We start from the raw sequence: 17,169 nt of genomic DNA, 5'->3' as shown, positions 1-17,169 counted from the left end.
CCCCCCCCCCCCCCGGGGGTCCCCCCTGCGCCGCCCCCCGGGCCCCCCCCCCCCGGGGGCCCCCCCGCCGCCCGCCAAATTCGCCCACCCTGCGGCCCCCCCCCGATGTGATGCCGGCAACATTGAAAAGGCCACCGGGGCTTGGGCTGCGGTGGCGTTGTGGTATGCGATCCAGGATCTTATTCGACTTTCACATCGCCCCGGTACCAATCATTTCCTAACTGCCTCAGATCCGGCGCCTGCGCCGAGCCCAAGGCGCCCGAGCCGCTGCGGCTGTCGTCGATATAGCTCACTTTGCCGATATCGACCGTATGGTCGCGATCGTAGGTGGTGCTGTGAAGCACCATGGTGCCGTTCGCCCAATCGATGCTTTTGAGCGTGCCCTGCTCGATCGTCGCATTGATGGACCCGCCGAAGTGGCCATGGGCCATGAGGTAAGTCCCGATCGGGGTGTTTTGAAGTTGCTGCTTGATGCTGTCCGTGCTCATGTTCATGCTCTCCAGTTGATTAATGTACCGGGCATATTCCTGCACAGCGAAGCGCAGGCGCTTTCCTTACACGGGTTTCTTCTCGTCGATATAGCGCCAGTCTGCCTCAGGATGGCCCCCTAGCTACACGCCCAGCCTGCTCGGACATGGCGGCTCTGCGCATCTGACTGACATTTTGATTTGCATTGCAGGCAAGATTACTCGGAGGCTAACAGCAGAATCACTGTCTTTTCTGATAGTTATCTTATGGTCAATTCGATGCTCGTTGGACGAGGGGAGGTGGCAAGTGCGGCGGCTGCAAAACGAGACCAACGACACCGTGCCGCCAGAGCGGGGTCTGACCTCTGATTCGAAACATTTCGGCCAACGACACCGGGGTCAGAGCTTTAACTCGAAACATTTCGAATCAGAGGTCAGACCCCGGTTGTAGGTGGAATCGCGCTGGAGTCAGAGTAATCTGGGAAGTTGTAGATTAAAGCTCTGACCCCGGTGGCGGGATTAATGCAGGCCGAGCAGGGCGAGGACGCGCTCGCGGCTGATGCCGACCAGCGCCGAGGTGATCGCCAGCAAGGACTCGTAGTTCGGCGTGCTGGCGGTGTCGGCAAAATCCTGCGCCATCACTTCGATGTCGGCCGCCGGCGGCTGGTTGGCCGCGGCCCGGCTGGCCGCCGCACTGAGCGCCTGGCTGGCCGCGTCCTGCGAGCGCTGCACTTGCGAGAGCGCTTGCACGACTTCATGCAAACTCTGGCGCAGGGCGTCGCTGTCGTCGGCGCGCCATTGTTGCGGCGCGACGATGTCGGTGTCGGCTTCCACCGCTACCCGTCCCACCCCTTGGATCGAGAGCGAGTCGCGCACCATCGGCCAGGCGTTTTCGGGCGTGGAAAAGACCAGCGCGCCGCTGCCGTCGGCGCTCACGCGCATGTTGGCGGGGGCCAGCGCGCGGTCGAAGCGCACCACGATTTCGTCGCGCGTGAGGGTCGGGTCGACCGTCACCGTCAGCGGCTGGGTGTTGCTGCCGACCGAGAACGACAGGGTCTGGCCAGCCCCGGCGGTGAGCATGTCGAGGGTCAGGCCCTTGATCCGGAAACGCTGGCTGGCCGGTTGTGGGCTGGAAAAGCTCAGGCGCGCGTCGACGCTGCCGCCGCTGGCCTGGCGCCGCTTGTCCATGGTCGCGCCGAGCTGGCGCAGATGGGCTTCGATGGCGCCGCTGTCGCCGCGCCGCGAACTGAGCCTGGCGCTGATTTCACCTTTGAGCGCTTGCAGCTGGCCGGCCACTTGTTCGAGGAAGTCGAGCGCTTGCTGGGCGCTGGCGACGTCGCCCTGGATCTGGTGGTCGACGCTGGCCAGGCCGCGCCGCAAGGGCGGGGCCGCGCCCCGCACCGGCTGGGCCGGATTGAGTTGGGGAGGACGCGCCTGGCCGGCGCCCGGGGCCGCTTCGCTGCGCACGCCGGCGCCGCTGACGCTGTTGGCGCCGGCCGGGCCGCTGGTGGAACTGGTGGTGGGGCGGATCGCTTCCATGGCGTTATAGCGCCGCAAACAGGGACAGGTTGCCGATCTTCGCGTACGCCTTGTAGGTCGCTTCCAGCGCGCTGGTGTAGCCGCTCAGCTCGGTCGCGGCGAGGCCGTAGTCGAGCTGGCCGATGTCGGTCAGCGCCATCTGGTTCGACAGGCTCACGTTGCTGTGGTTTTCCTCGAGCGTGCTGATGATGTTCTGGGCGCCGCCCAGCACCGCGACCTTGCCGGAGATGAGGTCGAGCGCGCTGTCGAAGCCGCTCAGGTTGGCGGCCAGGATGGTGCGCACGGTCGGGTCGTTGGCCGTCGCGCCCGGCGCGCTGAGCGCGGCGATGGTCTGGTCGAGCTGGTTGAGCATGGTTTCGATGCCCTTCATGTTGCCGTTCGCAACCTGGGTGATGCCGTTGCCGACCACCACCGTCTGGTCGTTGGTGTTGCCGGCGTAGCTGTAGCGCGAGCCGGCCGGGGCCGCCGCGTTGTAGGCAATCGGCACGGTGCCGGTCTGGGTGCCGGAAAACACGTAGCGCCCTTCCTGGTCGATCGAGTTGGCGGTGTAGAGCAGGCTTTCGCGCAGCGCGGTCAGGGGCGAGACCATGGCGGCCAGGTCGGCCGGGGCGTTGCCGCCGTCGGACGACCAGACCAGCAGGTCGCGGCCGGCCATCATGTCGTTGACCATGCTGCCGAGGTAGGATTCGTTCTTGGTCAGGCGGATCTTGAGCGCGCCGATGTTGGCGCGGTACTGGGTGACGTCCGATTCTTCGCGGTGCAGGCGCGACATGCGCACCGTGTCGACCGGGTCGTCCGACGGCAGCAGGATGCGGGTGCGGCTCGACATCTGCTGGTTCACGTAGCTGATGCGCTCCTGGTTCAGCTGGAGCGAGATATTCATCGTCGATTGGTACTGGCTGGTGGCAATCCGCATACGTTTCTCCTTAACCCATCATGGCCAGCGTCGCATCGAACAGCGAGTTGGCAACTGACATTACTTTCATGTTCGCCTGGTACATATTCTGGTACTCGACCAGATTGACCGCTTCTTCATCCTTGTTCACGCCGCTGGTCGAGGTCCAGTCGTCCATCGCATGGTTGCGCATGGTCTCGGCGGTGGCCAGGGCGATCCGGTTTTGCTGGCTGTCCACGGCGAGCTTGCCGACCAGCTGGGAATCGGCGTCGCTGACCATGACCGAGCCGATCCCGGACAGGGTGACTGTCTGCTTCTTGATGTTGATCATTTTTTGCAGGTTGCCGCTGTCGCCCGGGGTATTATCGCCCGAAAAGGCGAGGTCGGCGGTCTGGTAGCCGGCCGTGACCTGCAGCATGTTCGACGGGCTGCCCGGGGTGAACACGAACAGCGGGCCGCCGTTGGTGCCGTTCATGGTGTAGCCGGCCGCCAGTTGCGTATTGACCTTTTGGGCCAGCTGCTGGGCCAGGTCGGAGACGTCTTGCTGCATCGGCAGCAAGATATCGCGTTCGAACAGGCCCAGGCCGCCGAGCTGGGCGCCGACGGCGGTTTTGTCGAGCTGGAACGAGGAGCCGGCGAAATCGACCCGCATGTTTTGCGTGGCGCCTCCTTCGGCCACCAGGGTCGCCCCGATGTCGCCGATCACCAGCGCCTGGCCAGTCTTGAGCGAGATGCTGCGGGTGCCGTCGGGCTGGTCGGTCACTTCCAGGCCAACCTGGGTGGAGAGGGCGTCGATGGCCATGTCGCGCGCATCGACCAGGGTCGAGGTGCTGCTGCCGGAGGCGCTGGCCAGGCCGATCTGGCGGTTCAGGTCGGCGATGGTCTTGATCGAGGCGTTGGCCGAGGACACAATCGCGCTGCGCTGGTCGCGCAAGGATTGCAGCTGGCCGTTGTACAGGTTGTTCATGCTGTTGAAGCGCTGCGCCATGGCGCCGGCGGCGGTCAGCACTTGCTGGCGCAGCGGGGTCGAGGTCGGATCGACGCCGGCCACCGCGTTGAGGGCCTGGAAGAATTTGTCGACGCCGCTGCTCAGGCTGGCATCGTTGTCGCCCATCACGCGCTCGAGCTGGGTCAGGTACGGCTGGGTCTGGGAATACTGGCCGACCCCGGAAGCGGCGCGCCACAGTTGCTGGTTCTTGTAGCCATCGGAAAAACGCAGCAGCGTATTGACCGCCACCCCGTTGCCGGCCGAGCGCGGGCCGGACTGGGGACCGACGGCGGTCAGCAGGGCCGACTGGCGCGTGTAACCCTTCGTTTGCAGGTTAGCAATGTTCTGGCTGGTGGCCTGCAGGGCGAGTTGGGAAGCAAGGGCGCCGCTCAGGGCGTTGTTCATGATGCTCATGGGTCAGTTCTTTCTCGATGCTTACTCGATGGGCCGGCAAGGTTGGGTCGTCATACCTACAAGGCGACCAAATACTTGCCGCCATTAAATTTTTTGTGGCGGAGTTTGGAGCGGGATGGCGGACGAGGCCGCCGGCGCGGCGGGCGCGGCAGCGGGTGTGGCGGCGGACGGCAGCAACTGGCGCAAGATGGCGTCGGCCACGCCGAAGGCGCGCTGGTGCGCCATCTGGCCGGCCATCATGGTGTCGGCCATGTCTTGCATGTCGCGGTTGACCGGGTCCTTGAAGACGCTGTCGTCGTCGGCCATGGCGCGGGTGCCGCTGCGCATTTGCTGCAGCATATTGCCGATAAAGAAACTTTCGAATTCGATGGCGGCCTTGGTGGCCTTGGCCACGAACACCGGGTCGGCGGCCGGGGCGATGGCCGCTTCATGGCCGGGGCCCATGCCGGCGCGGTTGAGCGTGGTGGTCAGGTCGAGTGGGTTCATGGCGGGACTCCTTAAATAACGACCAGTTCGCCTTCGATGGCGCCGGCCTGGTCGAGTGCTTGCAGGATCGCCATGATGTCGTCGGGCGAGGCGCCCAGGCTGTTGACGATGTCGACAATGGTTTGCAGCTTGGCGCCGGCCGGCCATTTGAACATGCGCCCCGAACCCTGGTCGACCGACAGCTTCGATTGCGGGGTGACGGCGGTGCGGCCGCCCGAAAACGCGCCGGGCTGGCTCACGGCCGAGCTTTCGGCGATCACCACCTTGAGCGCGCCGTGGGTGACGGCGGCGGCCTTGACGCGCACGCCTTCGGCGATCACGACGGTCCCGGTGCGCGAATTGAACACCACTTTCGGCACGTCGGTGCCGACCTCGACAGTCAGCGCCTGCAGCTTGGCCATGAAGGCCACGCGCTCGGTCGGGTTGGCCGGGGCGATGACTTCGATGCTGGCGCCGTCGGCCGTGGTGGCGAGCGGGCCGAAGCGGCGGTTGATGGCTTCGACGACATTCGTGGCGGTCTGGAAGTGCGGCGTTTTCAGGCGCAGCATGACCTCGGCGCGGGTCGAGAAATCGCTGCCGATTTCGCGTTCGATGTTGGCGCCGTTGGGAATGCGCCCGCCGGTCGGGGTGTTGACGGTGACGCTCGAACCGCTGGCGCCGGTCGCGTTCAGGCCGCCAACGACCACATTGCCTTGCGCCAGGGCGTAGACTTCATTGTCGGCCGCGCGTAATTGGGTGAGCAGCAGCACGCCGCCGCGCAGGCTTTTCGAGTCGCCCAGCGAGGAAACGGTCACGTCGATCGGCTGGCCGCGCCGGTAGCCGGGCGGAAACACCGCGCTGACCATGACCGCGGCCACGTTCTTGTTCTTCGCTTCGGCGCCGTCCGGCAGCTTGACGCCGAACTGCTTGAGCATGTTGACCACCGACTGGCTGGCGAACTTGACCTGGGTGCTGTCGCCGCTGCCGTTCAGGCCGACTACGAGGCCGTAGCCGACCAGCGGGTTCTCGCGCACGCCTTCCACGCTGACCAGGTTGCGCAGGGTTTGCGCGGCCGACGCCGGCAGGGCCAGGCAGGACAGCATCGCCAGCACGGAAAGGGGGAGGGAAAGGGTACGGAAAAGAGCGCGAGATTGCATGGTGTTTCCTTAGAACGACACGAACAGCGATGCGGCGTTTAGAACGGCATCCAGGGACCGAGGAAGAAGCGGGTCAGCCAGCCTGGCTGGTTGGCGTTGGCGAGCGCGCCCTTGCCGGAGTAGCTGATCTGCGCATTGGCCACGCGCAGCGACGAGACCTGGTTGTCGGCGTCGATGTCGGCGGCGCGCAGGAAGCCTTTGAGGCGCACGAATTCTTCGCCCTGGTTCAGGGTCAGGCTTTTTTCGCCAGCCACGCGCAACAGGCCGTTGGGCAGCACTTCCTGCACGATCACGGTCAGCGCGCCGGACAGGGCGTTCTGCTGGGTGCTGGTGGCGTCGCCTTCGAAGCCGCGTTCGGCCGCGAGGTCGATCGCCGCTTTCGGGAATTTTTTGCCGAGCAGGCCGGGCGCGGTCACGCCCACGCTCGACTCCTTGCTGATGCTGGTGCCGGCGCGCTTGCTGGCCTGGGTGGTCTCTTGCAGGATCACGGTGACCACGTCGCCGGTGCGGAAAGCCCGGCTGTCGGACGTCAGGGGCACCGCCTCGGCATTGAACACGCCGCCCGACACGCCGCCGCGCACCGCCGCACGCGGCAGCGGGGCGGTTTCGTCGGCCATCGCGCGCGCTGGCGGCTGCACGCTGCTGGCGCAACCGCCCAGCAGGGCCAGCGCAAACAAAGCGGCGACGGCGTTCATCAGCGGGCCGCCTGGGCCAGGTACTGCAACATGTTGTCGGCGGCCGAGAGCACCTTGGTGTTCATCTCGTAGGTGCGCTGGGCGGCGATCATGTCGACCATTTCCTCGACCACCTGCACGTTCGAGCCTTCCAGCGCGCCCTGCTTGAGTTTACCGAAAGCGCCATCGCCCGGACGCCCTTCGGCGGCGGCGCCGCTGGCCGGGGTTTCCGAAAACAGGTTTTCGCCGAGCGCCAACAGGCCGGTCGGGTTGACGAAGTTCGACAAGGTCAGCTGGCCGAGTTCGGACGGCGTGGTGCTGCCGGCGATCGTGGCCGATACCATGCCGTTTTCACCGATGGTGATCGCGGTGGCGTTGTTCGGCACGGTAATCTGCGGCACCAGCGGCAAGCCCTGGGCGTTGACCAGGGTGCCGGTGGCGTCGACCTGCAACTGGCCGGCGCGGGTGTAGGCCGGGTCGCCGTTCGGACGGCGCACCTGCAGGAAGCCGTTGCCGGAAATGGCCACGTCGAGCGGCTGGCTGGTCGTTTGCAGGCTGCCGTTGGTGAACACTTTCTGGGTGCCCAGCAGGTGGGTGCCGTTACCGAGCTGCACGCCGGACGGCGAGAGGGTATTGTCGGCGCGCTGCGCGCCCGGCTGCTGGTCGATCTGGTAGAACAGGTCTTCGAACACCACGCGGTCGCGCTTGAAGCCGACGGTGTTGACGTTGGCCAGGTTGTTGGCGATCGCCTGCAGTTTGGCGTCCTGGGCTTGCACCCCGGTTTTGCTGATCCACATTGCTGGATTCATGATCTTTTCCTTTAACGTTGACTGAGTGGTGCGTCAGGTGTTTCAGCTGCCGAGCAGGCGGTTGCCGACTTCATTCATGTTGTCGCTGGCCTTGAGCAGCTTCATCTGCATCTCGAAGCTGCGGTTCAGGCTCATGGTGGCGACCATTTCTTCGACCGCCGACACATTGCTGCCTTCCAGGTGGCGACCGCGCACGGTCACTTTTTCATCGGCCGCGAGCGGCTGGCCGCTGCGCGAGACGATCAGGCCGCCTTCGTTCTTGGTCACTTCGCCGGCTTCGGCGTTGACCAGGCGCAGCTTGTCGATCACCTGCATGTCGGGCGTTCCGGGTGCGAGCACCGAGATCGAACCGTCCGCGCCGATCGTGACCGCGTTATGCGGCGGCAGCACCACCGGGCCGCCTTCGCCCAGCAGCGGATGGCCGTTGACCGAGAGCGCGCCATCGGCGTCGATATCGATGGCGCCGGCGCGGGTGTAGGCTTCGCCACCCTGCCACTGCACCGTCAGGTAACCGTTGCCGGTGATGGCCACATCGAGGTCGCGCCCGGTTTCCTTGACCGGACCGGAGCGGGCCGAGACGGAATCGGACTGCATCCGCACATAGTGGCGGTCGTCGAAGCCCGAGCCGCCCAGCGCTTGCGTGGCCGACATTTCGAGGTTGGCGCGAAAGCCCGTCGTTTCCATGTTCGCCAGATTGTTGGCGTGGACTTGCTGGGCCTTCAGCGCGCGTTCGGCGCCGCTCAGTGCTGTAAAGATCAATTTATCCATGTTGCTCCCTCAATGTATTCAGTATTTCCGTGCAGACACTTATAGTGCCTGCATTAAGGACTGGATCATCTGATTTTCTGTTGAAATCACCTTGGAATTTGCTTGATAGTTGCGCTGTGACGTCATCAGGCCCACCAACTCTGACGTAATGTCAACATTTGAGCGTTCCAGCGCGCCGGTATTGAGCTTGCCGGCCAGGCCGCTGCCCGGGTTGCCGTACAGGGGCGTGCCGGACAAGGAATTGGCGGTCCAGCTGGTGTCGCTCACCGCGGTCAGCGAGCCTTCGTCGGCGAAGGTGGCCAGCGCCACCGTGGCGACGACCTGGGCCTGCTCGTTGCTGTACTTGGCCATGACCGAGCCGTCCGCCGCCATTTCGACGCCGATGAAGGTGCCCGAGGTGTAGCCGTCGGCGCTGTTGGTGGTGGTGATGGCTTCACCGGCGTTCAGGGTGCTGCCGGCGTAGTTGATGTCGAGCACGACCGGCGCCGAGCCGTTGGTGGTGGTGATGTTCAGGGTGGTGGTCGGCGGCACCGGCGGCAGCGCGCCCAGGTTGGAAAACGCCAGGGCGGTGGTGGTGCCCAGCGGGGCGCCGCCGTCGACCGCGTAATGCACCGTCACGGCGGTGCCGGTACCCTTGACGAAGTACTGCGACAGGGTGTGCTGGCTGCCCAGCGAATCGTAGAACACCGATTGCTTGGCCATGTTGTAGCTGCCGGCGACGGCCGGGTCGAACGTCGGAACCGCCGGCACCACCCAGTCGTTGGACAGGTTGCCGACGTAGTTGACCTTGGTGCTGGCGACGGCCGGGATCTGCCCGGTCGGCACGTTGATATTGCCCATCACGCCCAGCGCGGTGCTGCCCTTGATGGCGGCGTAGCCCTGCACGGCGCGGCCGTTGCTGTCGACCAGCAAGCCATCCTTGTTGGCCGAGAAAATGCCGACCCGGCTGTAGTTCATCACGCCCTGGCTGTCGCGGCTGACAAAAAAGCCACGGCCGTCGATGGCGGCGTCCAGGCTGCGGCCGGTGGTGGTCACGCCGCCATTCAAGCCGATGCTCTGGGTCATCGAACCGACTTCCACGCCGGTGGCCTGGGAACCGGCGTACATGGCCGAAAAGTTGGCGCGGGTGCTCTTGAAACCGTAGGTGCCGGCGTTGGCGATATTGTTACTGACTGCTTCGAGCTGGGTGTTGATCGACTGGATGCCCGACAGGGCGATTTCGAAACTCATGATGGTATTCCTTTAATTTGCGGTGGAGGAGTTGGCGGCCGCCAGCGATGCGCCGGACTTGCCGTTGAAGCCAGTGACGGACGACGGCGCAACATCGCCGATTCCTGCCACCTTGAGGACCACGCCGCCACCGGCCGACATGCGCACGCTGTCCAAGCGGCCGATGACTTCGATGGCGTCGAGCGCACCGGCGCTCGTTTGTACTTTGATATCGTATTTGCCCGGCGCCAAACCGAGCGCGACCGGATCGATCGAAAACGTTTGCGGACCGGCGCCGCGCGAACCGAGCTGCACGGCATGCTTGACGCCGTCCGCGCCGGTCAGGGTCACGGTATTGGCGGCGCTGGCGCCCGGCAGGGTGATGCTGGCCTTGATCGCTTTGTCGTCCAGGCGCACGCTGGTGGTGTTGACGGTGATGTCCGAGCCCACCTGGGCGCCCAGGGCCAGGGTCTGGATGCTCTCTAGCACGCTGGCGCTGGTGCTGTTGAGCTTGGCCAGGCTTTGCATCGCTTCGGTCTGGCTCAACTGGGAGAGCTGGTTGACGAACTGCGACGGATCGCTCGGCTCGAGCGGGTCCTGGTTACGGATCTGCGCCACCAGCAACTTGGTGAACATATCCTGGGTTTCGCTGGCGGGCGCCTGGCCGATCACGGTGTTGGCGTTGCCGGCCGGCTGGTTGGTCGCGCCGTTGAGGTTATTGGTAAGCATCGGATCAGCCTTCGCCGAGTCGCAGCAGGCCCGCTTGCATCGACTTGATGCGTCCCAGGACTTCCACATTGGTTTCAAAGGCGCGCGACGCCGACATCATGTCGGTCATCTCGGCCACCTGGTTGACGTTCGGATAGAACACCATGCCGTCGGCGTTGGCCACCGGATTGCCCGGCTCGTAGGCCTTGCGCAGCGGTTCGGACGATTGGACCACATCGAGCACCTGCACCCGGCTGCCGGCGCCGAGCTTGCCCGAGCCGCCGTCGAGCATGGCGGCGAACACGGGTTTGCGGGCGCGGTAGGTTTCGCCTTCCGAGCCGGAGACCGAATCGGCGTTGGCCAGGTTGCTGGCGATGGTATTCAAGCGCACCGACTGCGCCGCCATGGCCGAACCCGCAATTTGGGAAATGTCTTTAAAGCTCATGATTATTGTCCTGCGATAGCTTTGGCCAAACCCTTGAGTCGCATGTTCACGAACGTCAGGCTGGTCTGGAAATCGGATGCGTTTTGCGAGAACGCGGCTTGTTCGACGCCGATTTCGACGGTATTGCCGTCGGCGCTCGGGTGGTACGGGACGCGGTACAGCGCGTCCTGATCGTCGGCGCCGAGGCCCGGCATCTCCGACTCGGTCTCGATTCGCTGCTGCAGCATGGCGCCGAAGTCGACGTCACGTGCCGTGAATCCCGGCGTGTTTTCGTTGGCGATATTGGCCGCCAGTACGCGCGTGCGGTCGGCGCGCAGGTGCAGCGCGTCGGCGTGCACGCCAAGTGCCTTTTGGAAATCAATCGACATGAAGCTTCCTCCGTGAATGAACTGCAGTGTGAATCTGGTTAAAATGACGCTGTGCGGCGTTCCTTGCGTCGTGCGCAACGATTGCCAAGGTGCTATTTATGCTTGATGCCTGCCGCGCCAACAACGCGTTGTTACTGCCATTAACGGCCGCTGCGCTGATTTCATTAGCCGGGGGCAACACAAATGCTGCTGAAATGTCGATCACGACCAGGCTGGAGCAGGCCGCGCGCGAGCAGCTGATGCGCCAGGCCGAAAGCGCCGGGCTGGCCGAACCGCAATTGACTGTCAATGTTGCAACGCCGCGCGCCGCGCCGCCGTGCGCCAAAGCGGTCCAGATCGAAGCGGTCGACACGCGCACGCCGGCGCGCATGCGCTTTGCCGTGCTGTGTCCCGACGCCGGCGGCTGGCGATACGAATACGTCTTGCGCGGATCGATCAGCGCGCTGGTGGCGGTCACCGCCGCGCCGGTCGCGGCCGGGCAAATGCTCACGGCGCAGGATGTCACTTTGGAGCGGCGCGATGTCACCACCTTAAACGATGCGCTCGGCTCGGCCGAGGCGGCCACCGGGCAAGCCTCGCGCCGTTCGCTGCGGGCCGGCGAAGTGCTGCGCCAGGCGCAGTTGAGCGCGCCGGTGCTGGTCAAGCGCGGCGAAGCGGTGGTCATGCTGGCGCGTTTCGAGGCGCTCGAAATCAGCACCGCCGGCGAAGCGCTCGACGCGGGCGCCATGAATGCGCTGGTGCGGGTGCGCAACCTGGCCAACGGCCGGGTGGTGCGCATGCGCGTGATCGCGCCCGGCACGGTCGAACCGGCCGAGATTCCGCGTTCGGCGCAACCCTGACGCAGCGTCAATATCATTCAGACGCTCCCTGCAGGCGCGCGGCCAGTTTGGTCAGCTTGGCGGCGTAGGCCGGGTCGGTGGCGTAGCCGCCCTTGGCCAGGCCTTGGGCAAAGGCGCCGGCATCGCTGCCGGTGCCGATGGCGGCGGCGTAGCGTGGATTGTCCAGCAACATCTGGGCGTAGTCGCGGAACGCGGCGGCCTGGTCCGGATAGCTGCGGAAACGTTCGGTTTTCTTGACCGCCGTGCCGTGTTCGAATTCGGTGGTGGCGTTGTCCGAGACCTCGCCCTGCCAGCTGGAACCAGCCTTGATGCCGAACAGGTTGTGGGTGCTGGCGCCTTCGGCCTGGCGCAGCGGACGCTGGCCCCAGCCCGATTCCAGCGCGGCGTGGGCCGACACCAGTTGCGGCGCCACGCCGAGGCGTTCGCCGGCTTCACGCGCCCACGGCGCGATCTGGTCGAGAAACGCTTTTTGCTCGGAACCGTCGGCAAAGGCGGCGCCGGCCGTGCTCGGTGGCGCTACTTCCGCATCCTGCAAGCGGGCCTGCAGCATGCGGCCCTGCGGGCTCAGGCTGGACATGCCGGACTCGGCGCTGCCCTGGCTGATGAAATCGGTGATCTCGTTTTGCATCGACTTGTAGACGCCGCCGAAACCGGCGCCGCCGCCCACGGCCGCCATCGGACGCGTCGACTGGGTCGGTGCGGTCGGGCTGATCGCGGCCGTATGGAATTCAGCGTGCTTCATACAAGGTCTCCTCGCCGTGCAGCACACGCTGCATGATGGAAAATTGTTCGGTCAGCAAGGCGCTGTTGCGAACATTCAAACGTTTGCATTCAAGTACCAGCTGTCCCAGCGCTTGCCAGTCGGCGTTCATGGCCTCGCGTTGCGGCGCAGCCACGGTGGCGATGAAGGTCGCCATGTCGGCGCTCTTGCCGCACAGGGCGCGCACCAGGGTGACGCGCTGCACGCGCCGCTGTTCCATGGCCTCGAGCAGGGGCGCCAGTTGTTCGGCCAGCTCGGACAATTCGGCGCTGCGGTGGCGCAGGGCGGCCTCGAACTGGCGACCCAGCAGCGCCAGGATGGCCTGGCAGGCGTCCAGGTCGGCGGCGAGGCCGGCGGTGAGCGTGCCGATGGCTTGCTCGCGCGTCATGCGGCTCATCCCTGGCCTCCGTGAAAGCGCGTGATCAGGCCGGCCAGGCGGGCCGCATCGAACGGCAGCTCGCCCTTGGCCAGCGCGTCGCGCAGTTGCGCCACGCGCTCGTGGTCGATCTCGGGCATGGCGCCCAGCGCGGCCATGGCCGGTTGCAGCACTTCCGATTGCAGGGCGCCCGAGGCAGCGGCCACGCCGGCGCCGCCGCTCGTGCTTTTCAGCTCGGAGACCACGGCGGGGCCGCTGCGCTGCACCGCCGAGGCGTCGGCGGACGCACCGCCCGAAGAGATTTTCATGCGAGGACCTCGGCTTTTGGATTGGATCGTCATGATTAATTGGCCCGGGCGTCGGCGCCCTTGATGTTCTTGACGTTGTTGAGCTTTTCGCGCAGTTGTTCGACCGAGCCTTTGGCGCCGACGTCCGCTTCGGCGCCGATCTCGTTCTTGCCCGGCACGCCGAACATGGCGGCCACGGTGTCGGCCTGGGTGCGGGTCAGGATCAGCATTTCGATGCGGCGGTTCACGGCCGCGCCCGAATCTTCCGGGTCGAACGGTGCGCGGTCGGCCATCCCGACCACTTGCAGCACGCTGTCCGGATTCATCGACCCTTGCAGTAACTGGGAACGGGCCGCCATGGCGCGCGCGTTCGACAGGCTCCAGTTCGAGTTGCCATCCTGGTCGCCGGCATATTTGCGGGCGTCGGTGTGGCCGATGATCAGCATCTGGTTTGCCATTTTCGCGAATAGCGGACCCATCTGGCGCATCAGGCGCGCGAAGCGGTCGGTCGGCATCGCGCTACCCAGCAAAAACATGCCCTGGCGGTCGGTGTCGTGCAGGGTGACGCGCAAGCCGTACGGGGTGACCACCGCTTCGAGGTTGTTGGCCAGGCCCGCTTCCACGCTCATGGTGCCCAGCTTGCGCGAGAGCACCGCCAGTTCGGCCGGCGAGTCGTAGCGCACTTTCGGGCCTTCGCCACCGTTTTCCTTGTGCGGCGAGGTGCCGCTGTGGGGCATCGAGAAGCGCTCGATCAGGCTGCCGCGCGGGCCGCCGCCGATTTCCGGCTTGTTGCCCTGGCCATCGGCGTAGCTGCCGTTCTGCTCGCGCACCATCGCTTTCATGGTTTGCTGGTCGCGCGCCGCCATCAGCCACAGCACCAGGAACAGGGCCAGCAGCGCCAGGCAAAAGTCGGCGAAGGCGACTTTCCAGGCGCCGCCGTGGTCGTCCTCGTGCGCCTTGCCACGGCCGCGGACGATGATCGCCGCGTCGTGCTTGTCATGTTTATCATGCTGCTTTTGCACGCTGCTCTCCTGCCTTGTCGGTGGCGCGCCGTTTCGGCGATGCGGTATCTTCGCCTTCGCCACCCATGGCGTTGATCCAGCTTTCCAGTTGCGCGAAGCTCGGCTTGATGTTCAGCTGCACCAGGCGGCGGCCGGCATCGATCGCCAGCAGGGCCGGTTTGCCGGCCACGTGGGTGACCAGCACGACTTTGACGCATTCCATGTTCGACGCTTCCTGGTTGACAAGCTGTTTCATCATGTTGCTGATCGGGTCGAGTACGCCGTAGCAAAAGAAAATCCCGAGGAAGGTGCCGACCATCGCCGCGCCCACCTTGGCCGAAATCGCCCCCGCGTCGGCGCCGTCCGCCACCGAGTTCATCGCCAGCACGATCCCGAGCACCGCCGCCAGGATGCCGAATCCGGGCATCGCTTCGGCAATCTTGTGCAGCGACTTGGACGGCTGCACCAGCTCTTCGTGAATGGCTTCCAGTTCCTGCTCCAGTACGCCTTCAAGCTCGTGGGCGTTGATTTTGCCCATGGCCATCAAACGGAAATTATCGACAATAAACGCCAAAAGTTTAGGCTCTTCCAGCACCAGCGGATAACGCTGGAACAGGACCGACGATGCCGGGTCTTCCACGTGGGCATCGAGCGCTTTCAGGCCGCCGGCGGCGGTTTGCAGCAATTCGTACATCAACAACAACAACTGGCGCTGGAACTCGGAACCCTGCTTCTTGCGCGTGATGATCTTGCGCATCTGGGTACTCAGTTCCTTGAGCACGTGGTTGGGATTACCCAACACCAGCGCCCCGGCGCCGCCGCCGGCAATGATCAAAATTTCGACCGGGTGCCAGATGGCATCGAAGGTGCCGCCCATCAGCACAAAGCCGCCGAAGATACAGCCGAGAACGATGGCAATGCCGACTAGAGGCTGCATAGTAAATTCCTTTGGTGAGTCGTGATACGCTTAAGTGGTGGGGAAAACATCCTCAGTTCAGCCTTTGAGGGCTGCCTTCATCTTGGCCAGGGCCGCTTTATTGAGCTGGCAGACGCGCGCATCCGACAAATCGAGCACGGCGGCCACTTCCTTGTAGCTCAGTTCGAATTCGTAAATCATCTGGATCACGCGCTGTTCGCGCTCGTCCAGGGCCATCAAGGCTTGTTCCAGGCTGCGCTTGACGATGAACTGCTCTTCCGGGCCGGGGGCGCTGTGGGCGCGCTCGGCGGCCTCTTGCAGCACTTCGTCGAAGCTGAGCAACAGTTCGGCGCCATCGTCGAGCTGGTACTGGGCGTACGCTTCGGGTGACAAGCCAAGGGCGGCGCCGGCTTCCTGGTCGCTCGGTTCCCGTCCCAGCGAACGGGTCAGGGCGCGCACCTGGTCGCGCATCTTGTGGCTGTCCTGGCGCACCGCGCGCGGCCGCCAGTCCTGGCGCCGCAGTTCGTCCAGGATCGCGCCGCGGATGCGCAAGGAGGCGAAGCTGCCGAAGCCGGCGTCGGGCATGCCGTAACGGCGCAGCGCTTCGAGCAAACCCATCAGGCCGATCTGCTCCATGTCTTCGCGCCCCATCACAGACGATACCTGGGCGTTCAACTGGCGCACGATGCGCTTGACCAGGGGCGCGTAGGCCACCAGCTGGCGCTGCTCTTCGCGGGCGTCGAGCACGGGGGCGTACTCGGCGACCTGCGCGCCGGCATAGTCGCCGCCGTAGTCGGCTTGCCCGGCGGCGCCATGCCCGCCCGGGTAGCTGGCGGCGCTGCCGCTGTCGGTGTAATCGGCGTGATAGGCCACGAGATCCCCTGGCTATTCGATGATCAGTTTGCCGATCATGACTTCGGAGAACGGCTTTTCGAGCTTGTCCTTGTCATAAGTGGCGGCGAAAATGCTGTTGAGCTGCTCGGCGTACTGCTCGACCGTCAGGTCCTGCGCCGCGCTCATGGTGTGCGCCGAGAGGGCGCGCACGGCCACGCTGCGCAGCATCGGCAGGTCATCCTTGGCTTTCTTTTCCTGCTCGACCGTGGTCGAGAGCACCAGGTCGGTCGAAATGTAATGCGCCTGGGTTTCGCCGGGGCTGCGGCGCAGCATGACGATGACCTTGTCGAGCGAGACATACCTGGCCGGTTTTTTCTTCGGCGCTTCCGCTTCGGCGTGCTTGCCTTCCTTGCCCGGCATCGGTTGCTTGAAGTACAAGGCGGCGCCGGCGCCGGCCGCGCCCAGCACGCCCAGCACCACGAACACAATGATCAGCTTGGTCGATTTTTTCATGCCACGACCTCACGCCCGGACAGGGAGAAGGTGCCGGACGGCTGGCCCGCTTCGGACAGGGCGCGGCCGGGATCGTTCTCGTTCGTTTCACGCTCCTGCTGGCGGCCACGGCCCTGCTGTTCGCCGAAGGCGGCGCCGCTGCGCGGGGTTGCCGTAATGGTCACGGCGACATCGCTGAACTGGCGCGAGGCCAGGTCGGAGCGCATGGCGTCGCTGACGTTGTTGAGCTGGCGCCGCACTTCGCTGTTGGTGGCGCTGATGTTCACTTCCAGCGCGCCGCCGGCGGCGTGGCGGATCGCGATCTCGATGCGGCCCAGCTGCGGCGGATCGAGGCGGATCACGGCCTGGTCCAGGTTGCGGCCCAGTTGCAGTTGCAGGCGGTCGCCCAGCGCTTCGCGCAGCGGCTGCTGCCAGTCGGCCGGGTTGGCCGGCAGTTTCACGTCGACCGGGGCGGCCACGCTGGTGTTCTGGGCCGCCAGGGCATTCGCGCCGGCCATGATGTTGGCCGCGCCGGTCACCGGGACGTCGCTGCGCAGCATGCTGTCGGCGGGGGCGGCGAACGGCTGGGCGGCGCTGGCGACCGTTGTTTTCTGGGCGGTCGGCGCACCGGCCGGGGCGCCCTCGCTGGCGCGCAGCGGCGCGCGCGGCGCCGGGGCGGCGGCGGCCGCCGGGGCGGCGTCGGCTTTCGCCTCCGCCTTGGCGTCTGCCTTGGCGGCGGCTGCGGCAGCGGCGGCTGC

General features: G+C 65.4%; 22 protein-coding genes. 1 reads left to right on the top strand and 21 read right to left on the bottom strand.

Annotation, left to right across the window (positions count from 1 at the left end; genetic code table 11):
- Positions 1 to 179: 179 nt before the first annotated feature.
- From F0185_RS33445 to flgB, 13 genes are all read right to left on the bottom strand, one after another.
- Positions 180 to 488, bottom strand: a complete 309-nt coding sequence (locus F0185_RS33445) for a hypothetical protein (RefSeq protein WP_167232909.1) — start codon at positions 486 to 488, stop codon at positions 180 to 182.
- A 498-nt stretch (positions 489 to 986) separates the two neighbouring features.
- Positions 987 to 2,006, bottom strand: a complete 1,020-nt coding sequence (locus F0185_RS33440) for a hypothetical protein (RefSeq protein WP_229477308.1) — start codon at positions 2,004 to 2,006, stop codon at positions 987 to 989.
- Between the two features lie 4 nt (positions 2,007 to 2,010).
- Entirely contained in the window at positions 2,011 to 2,922 is a 912-nt protein-coding gene (flgL, locus tag F0185_RS33435; protein ID WP_167232907.1) for a flagellar hook-associated protein FlgL, read from the bottom strand.
- Positions 2,923 to 2,932: 10 nt separating this feature from the next.
- Positions 2,933 to 4,303 carry a flagellar hook-associated protein FlgK gene (gene flgK, locus F0185_RS33430; protein ID WP_167232905.1) on the bottom strand — a complete coding sequence of 457 codons (1,371 nt, stop codon included), beginning with the start codon at positions 4,301 to 4,303 and terminating at the stop codon, positions 2,933 to 2,935.
- 84 nt (positions 4,304 to 4,387) lie between these two features.
- A complete protein-coding gene (locus F0185_RS33425) occupies positions 4,388 to 4,789 on the bottom strand; it encodes a rod-binding protein (RefSeq protein ID WP_223164625.1) in 402 nt (133 codons plus the stop codon).
- Between the two features lie 11 nt (positions 4,790 to 4,800).
- Positions 4,801 to 5,925 (bottom strand): flagellar basal body P-ring protein FlgI, encoded by a 1,125-nt coding sequence (locus F0185_RS33420; protein ID WP_167232903.1) that lies wholly within the window; start codon positions 5,923 to 5,925, stop codon positions 4,801 to 4,803.
- Positions 5,926 to 5,963: 38 nt separating this feature from the next.
- On the bottom strand, positions 5,964 to 6,620 hold the full coding sequence (flgH, locus tag F0185_RS33415) for a flagellar basal body L-ring protein FlgH (protein ID WP_167232901.1): 657 nt from the start codon (positions 6,618 to 6,620) through the stop codon (positions 5,964 to 5,966).
- Positions 6,620 to 7,408, bottom strand: a complete 789-nt coding sequence (gene flgG / locus F0185_RS33410) for a flagellar basal-body rod protein FlgG (protein WP_187362720.1) — start codon at positions 7,406 to 7,408, stop codon at positions 6,620 to 6,622. The genes flgH and flgG overlap by 1 nt, the downstream gene beginning before the upstream one ends.
- Positions 7,409 to 7,450: 42 nt before the next feature.
- On the bottom strand, positions 7,451 to 8,176 hold the full coding sequence (locus F0185_RS33405; RefSeq protein ID WP_167232899.1) for a flagellar basal body rod protein FlgF: 726 nt from the start codon (positions 8,174 to 8,176) through the stop codon (positions 7,451 to 7,453).
- A 39-nt stretch (positions 8,177 to 8,215) separates the two neighbouring features.
- Positions 8,216 to 9,406 carry a flagellar hook protein FlgE gene (locus F0185_RS33400; RefSeq protein ID WP_167232897.1) on the bottom strand — a complete coding sequence of 397 codons (1,191 nt, stop codon included), beginning with the start codon at positions 9,404 to 9,406 and terminating at the stop codon, positions 8,216 to 8,218.
- A 12-nt stretch (positions 9,407 to 9,418) separates the two neighbouring features.
- A complete protein-coding gene (locus F0185_RS33395; RefSeq protein ID WP_167232895.1) occupies positions 9,419 to 10,114 on the bottom strand; it encodes a flagellar hook capping FlgD N-terminal domain-containing protein in 696 nt (231 codons plus the stop codon).
- Positions 10,115 to 10,118: 4 nt separating this feature from the next.
- The gene (flgC, locus tag F0185_RS33390) at positions 10,119 to 10,538 is read right to left on the bottom strand and encodes a flagellar basal body rod protein FlgC (RefSeq protein ID WP_166877179.1); all 420 of its coding nucleotides are present in this window, start codon (positions 10,536 to 10,538) and stop codon (positions 10,119 to 10,121) included.
- A 2-nt stretch (positions 10,539 to 10,540) separates the two neighbouring features.
- On the bottom strand, positions 10,541 to 10,906 hold the full coding sequence (gene flgB / locus F0185_RS33385) for a flagellar basal body rod protein FlgB (protein ID WP_166894966.1): 366 nt from the start codon (positions 10,904 to 10,906) through the stop codon (positions 10,541 to 10,543).
- 194 nt (positions 10,907 to 11,100) lie between these two features.
- Between flgB and flgA the strand changes: the two genes are divergently transcribed.
- Positions 11,101 to 11,745: a flagellar basal body P-ring formation chaperone FlgA gene (gene flgA, locus F0185_RS33380; RefSeq protein WP_167232893.1), complete on the top strand. Its 645-nt coding sequence runs from the start codon at positions 11,101 to 11,103 to the stop codon at positions 11,743 to 11,745.
- A 13-nt stretch (positions 11,746 to 11,758) separates the two neighbouring features.
- On the opposite strand, the gene flgJ is transcribed toward flgA, so the two are convergent.
- The 8 genes from flgJ to F0185_RS33340 form a co-directional block, all read right to left on the bottom strand.
- Entirely contained in the window at positions 11,759 to 12,487 is a 729-nt protein-coding gene (gene flgJ, locus F0185_RS33375) for a flagellar assembly peptidoglycan hydrolase FlgJ (RefSeq protein WP_167232891.1), read from the bottom strand.
- On the bottom strand, positions 12,474 to 12,902 hold the full coding sequence (flgN, locus tag F0185_RS33370; protein WP_166894972.1) for a flagellar export chaperone FlgN: 429 nt from the start codon (positions 12,900 to 12,902) through the stop codon (positions 12,474 to 12,476). Before flgN ends, flgJ begins: the two co-directional genes overlap by 14 nt.
- Positions 12,899 to 13,189, bottom strand: coding sequence for a flagellar biosynthesis anti-sigma factor FlgM (flgM, locus tag F0185_RS33365; RefSeq protein WP_167232889.1), 291 nt, complete (start codon positions 13,187 to 13,189; stop codon positions 12,899 to 12,901). The genes flgN and flgM overlap by 4 nt, the downstream gene beginning before the upstream one ends.
- Positions 13,190 to 13,224: 35 nt before the next feature.
- Entirely contained in the window at positions 13,225 to 14,190 is a 966-nt protein-coding gene (locus F0185_RS35555) for a flagellar motor protein MotB (RefSeq protein ID WP_167232887.1), read from the bottom strand.
- On the bottom strand, positions 14,174 to 15,106 hold the full coding sequence (gene motA / locus F0185_RS33355) for a flagellar motor stator protein MotA (protein ID WP_167232885.1): 933 nt from the start codon (positions 15,104 to 15,106) through the stop codon (positions 14,174 to 14,176). The genes F0185_RS35555 and motA overlap by 17 nt, the downstream gene beginning before the upstream one ends.
- A gap of 57 nt (positions 15,107 to 15,163) precedes the next feature.
- A complete protein-coding gene (locus tag F0185_RS33350) occupies positions 15,164 to 15,958 on the bottom strand; it encodes a FliA/WhiG family RNA polymerase sigma factor (RefSeq protein WP_370664105.1) in 795 nt (264 codons plus the stop codon).
- A gap of 12 nt (positions 15,959 to 15,970) precedes the next feature.
- The gene (locus F0185_RS33345) at positions 15,971 to 16,432 is read right to left on the bottom strand and encodes a flagellar basal body-associated FliL family protein (protein WP_167232883.1); all 462 of its coding nucleotides are present in this window, start codon (positions 16,430 to 16,432) and stop codon (positions 15,971 to 15,973) included.
- Positions 16,429 to 17,169: flagellar hook-length control protein FliK (locus F0185_RS33340; protein WP_187362719.1), on the bottom strand; the 741-nt coding region annotated here is incomplete at its 5' end. The genes F0185_RS33340 and F0185_RS33345, both read right to left, overlap by 4 nt.

Source organism: Massilia rubra (genome assembly GCF_011682065.1).
GTDB lineage: Bacteria > Pseudomonadota > Gammaproteobacteria > Burkholderiales > Burkholderiaceae_D > Telluria_A > Telluria_A rubra.
This window is presented reverse-complemented; position numbering and strand designations above follow the sequence as displayed.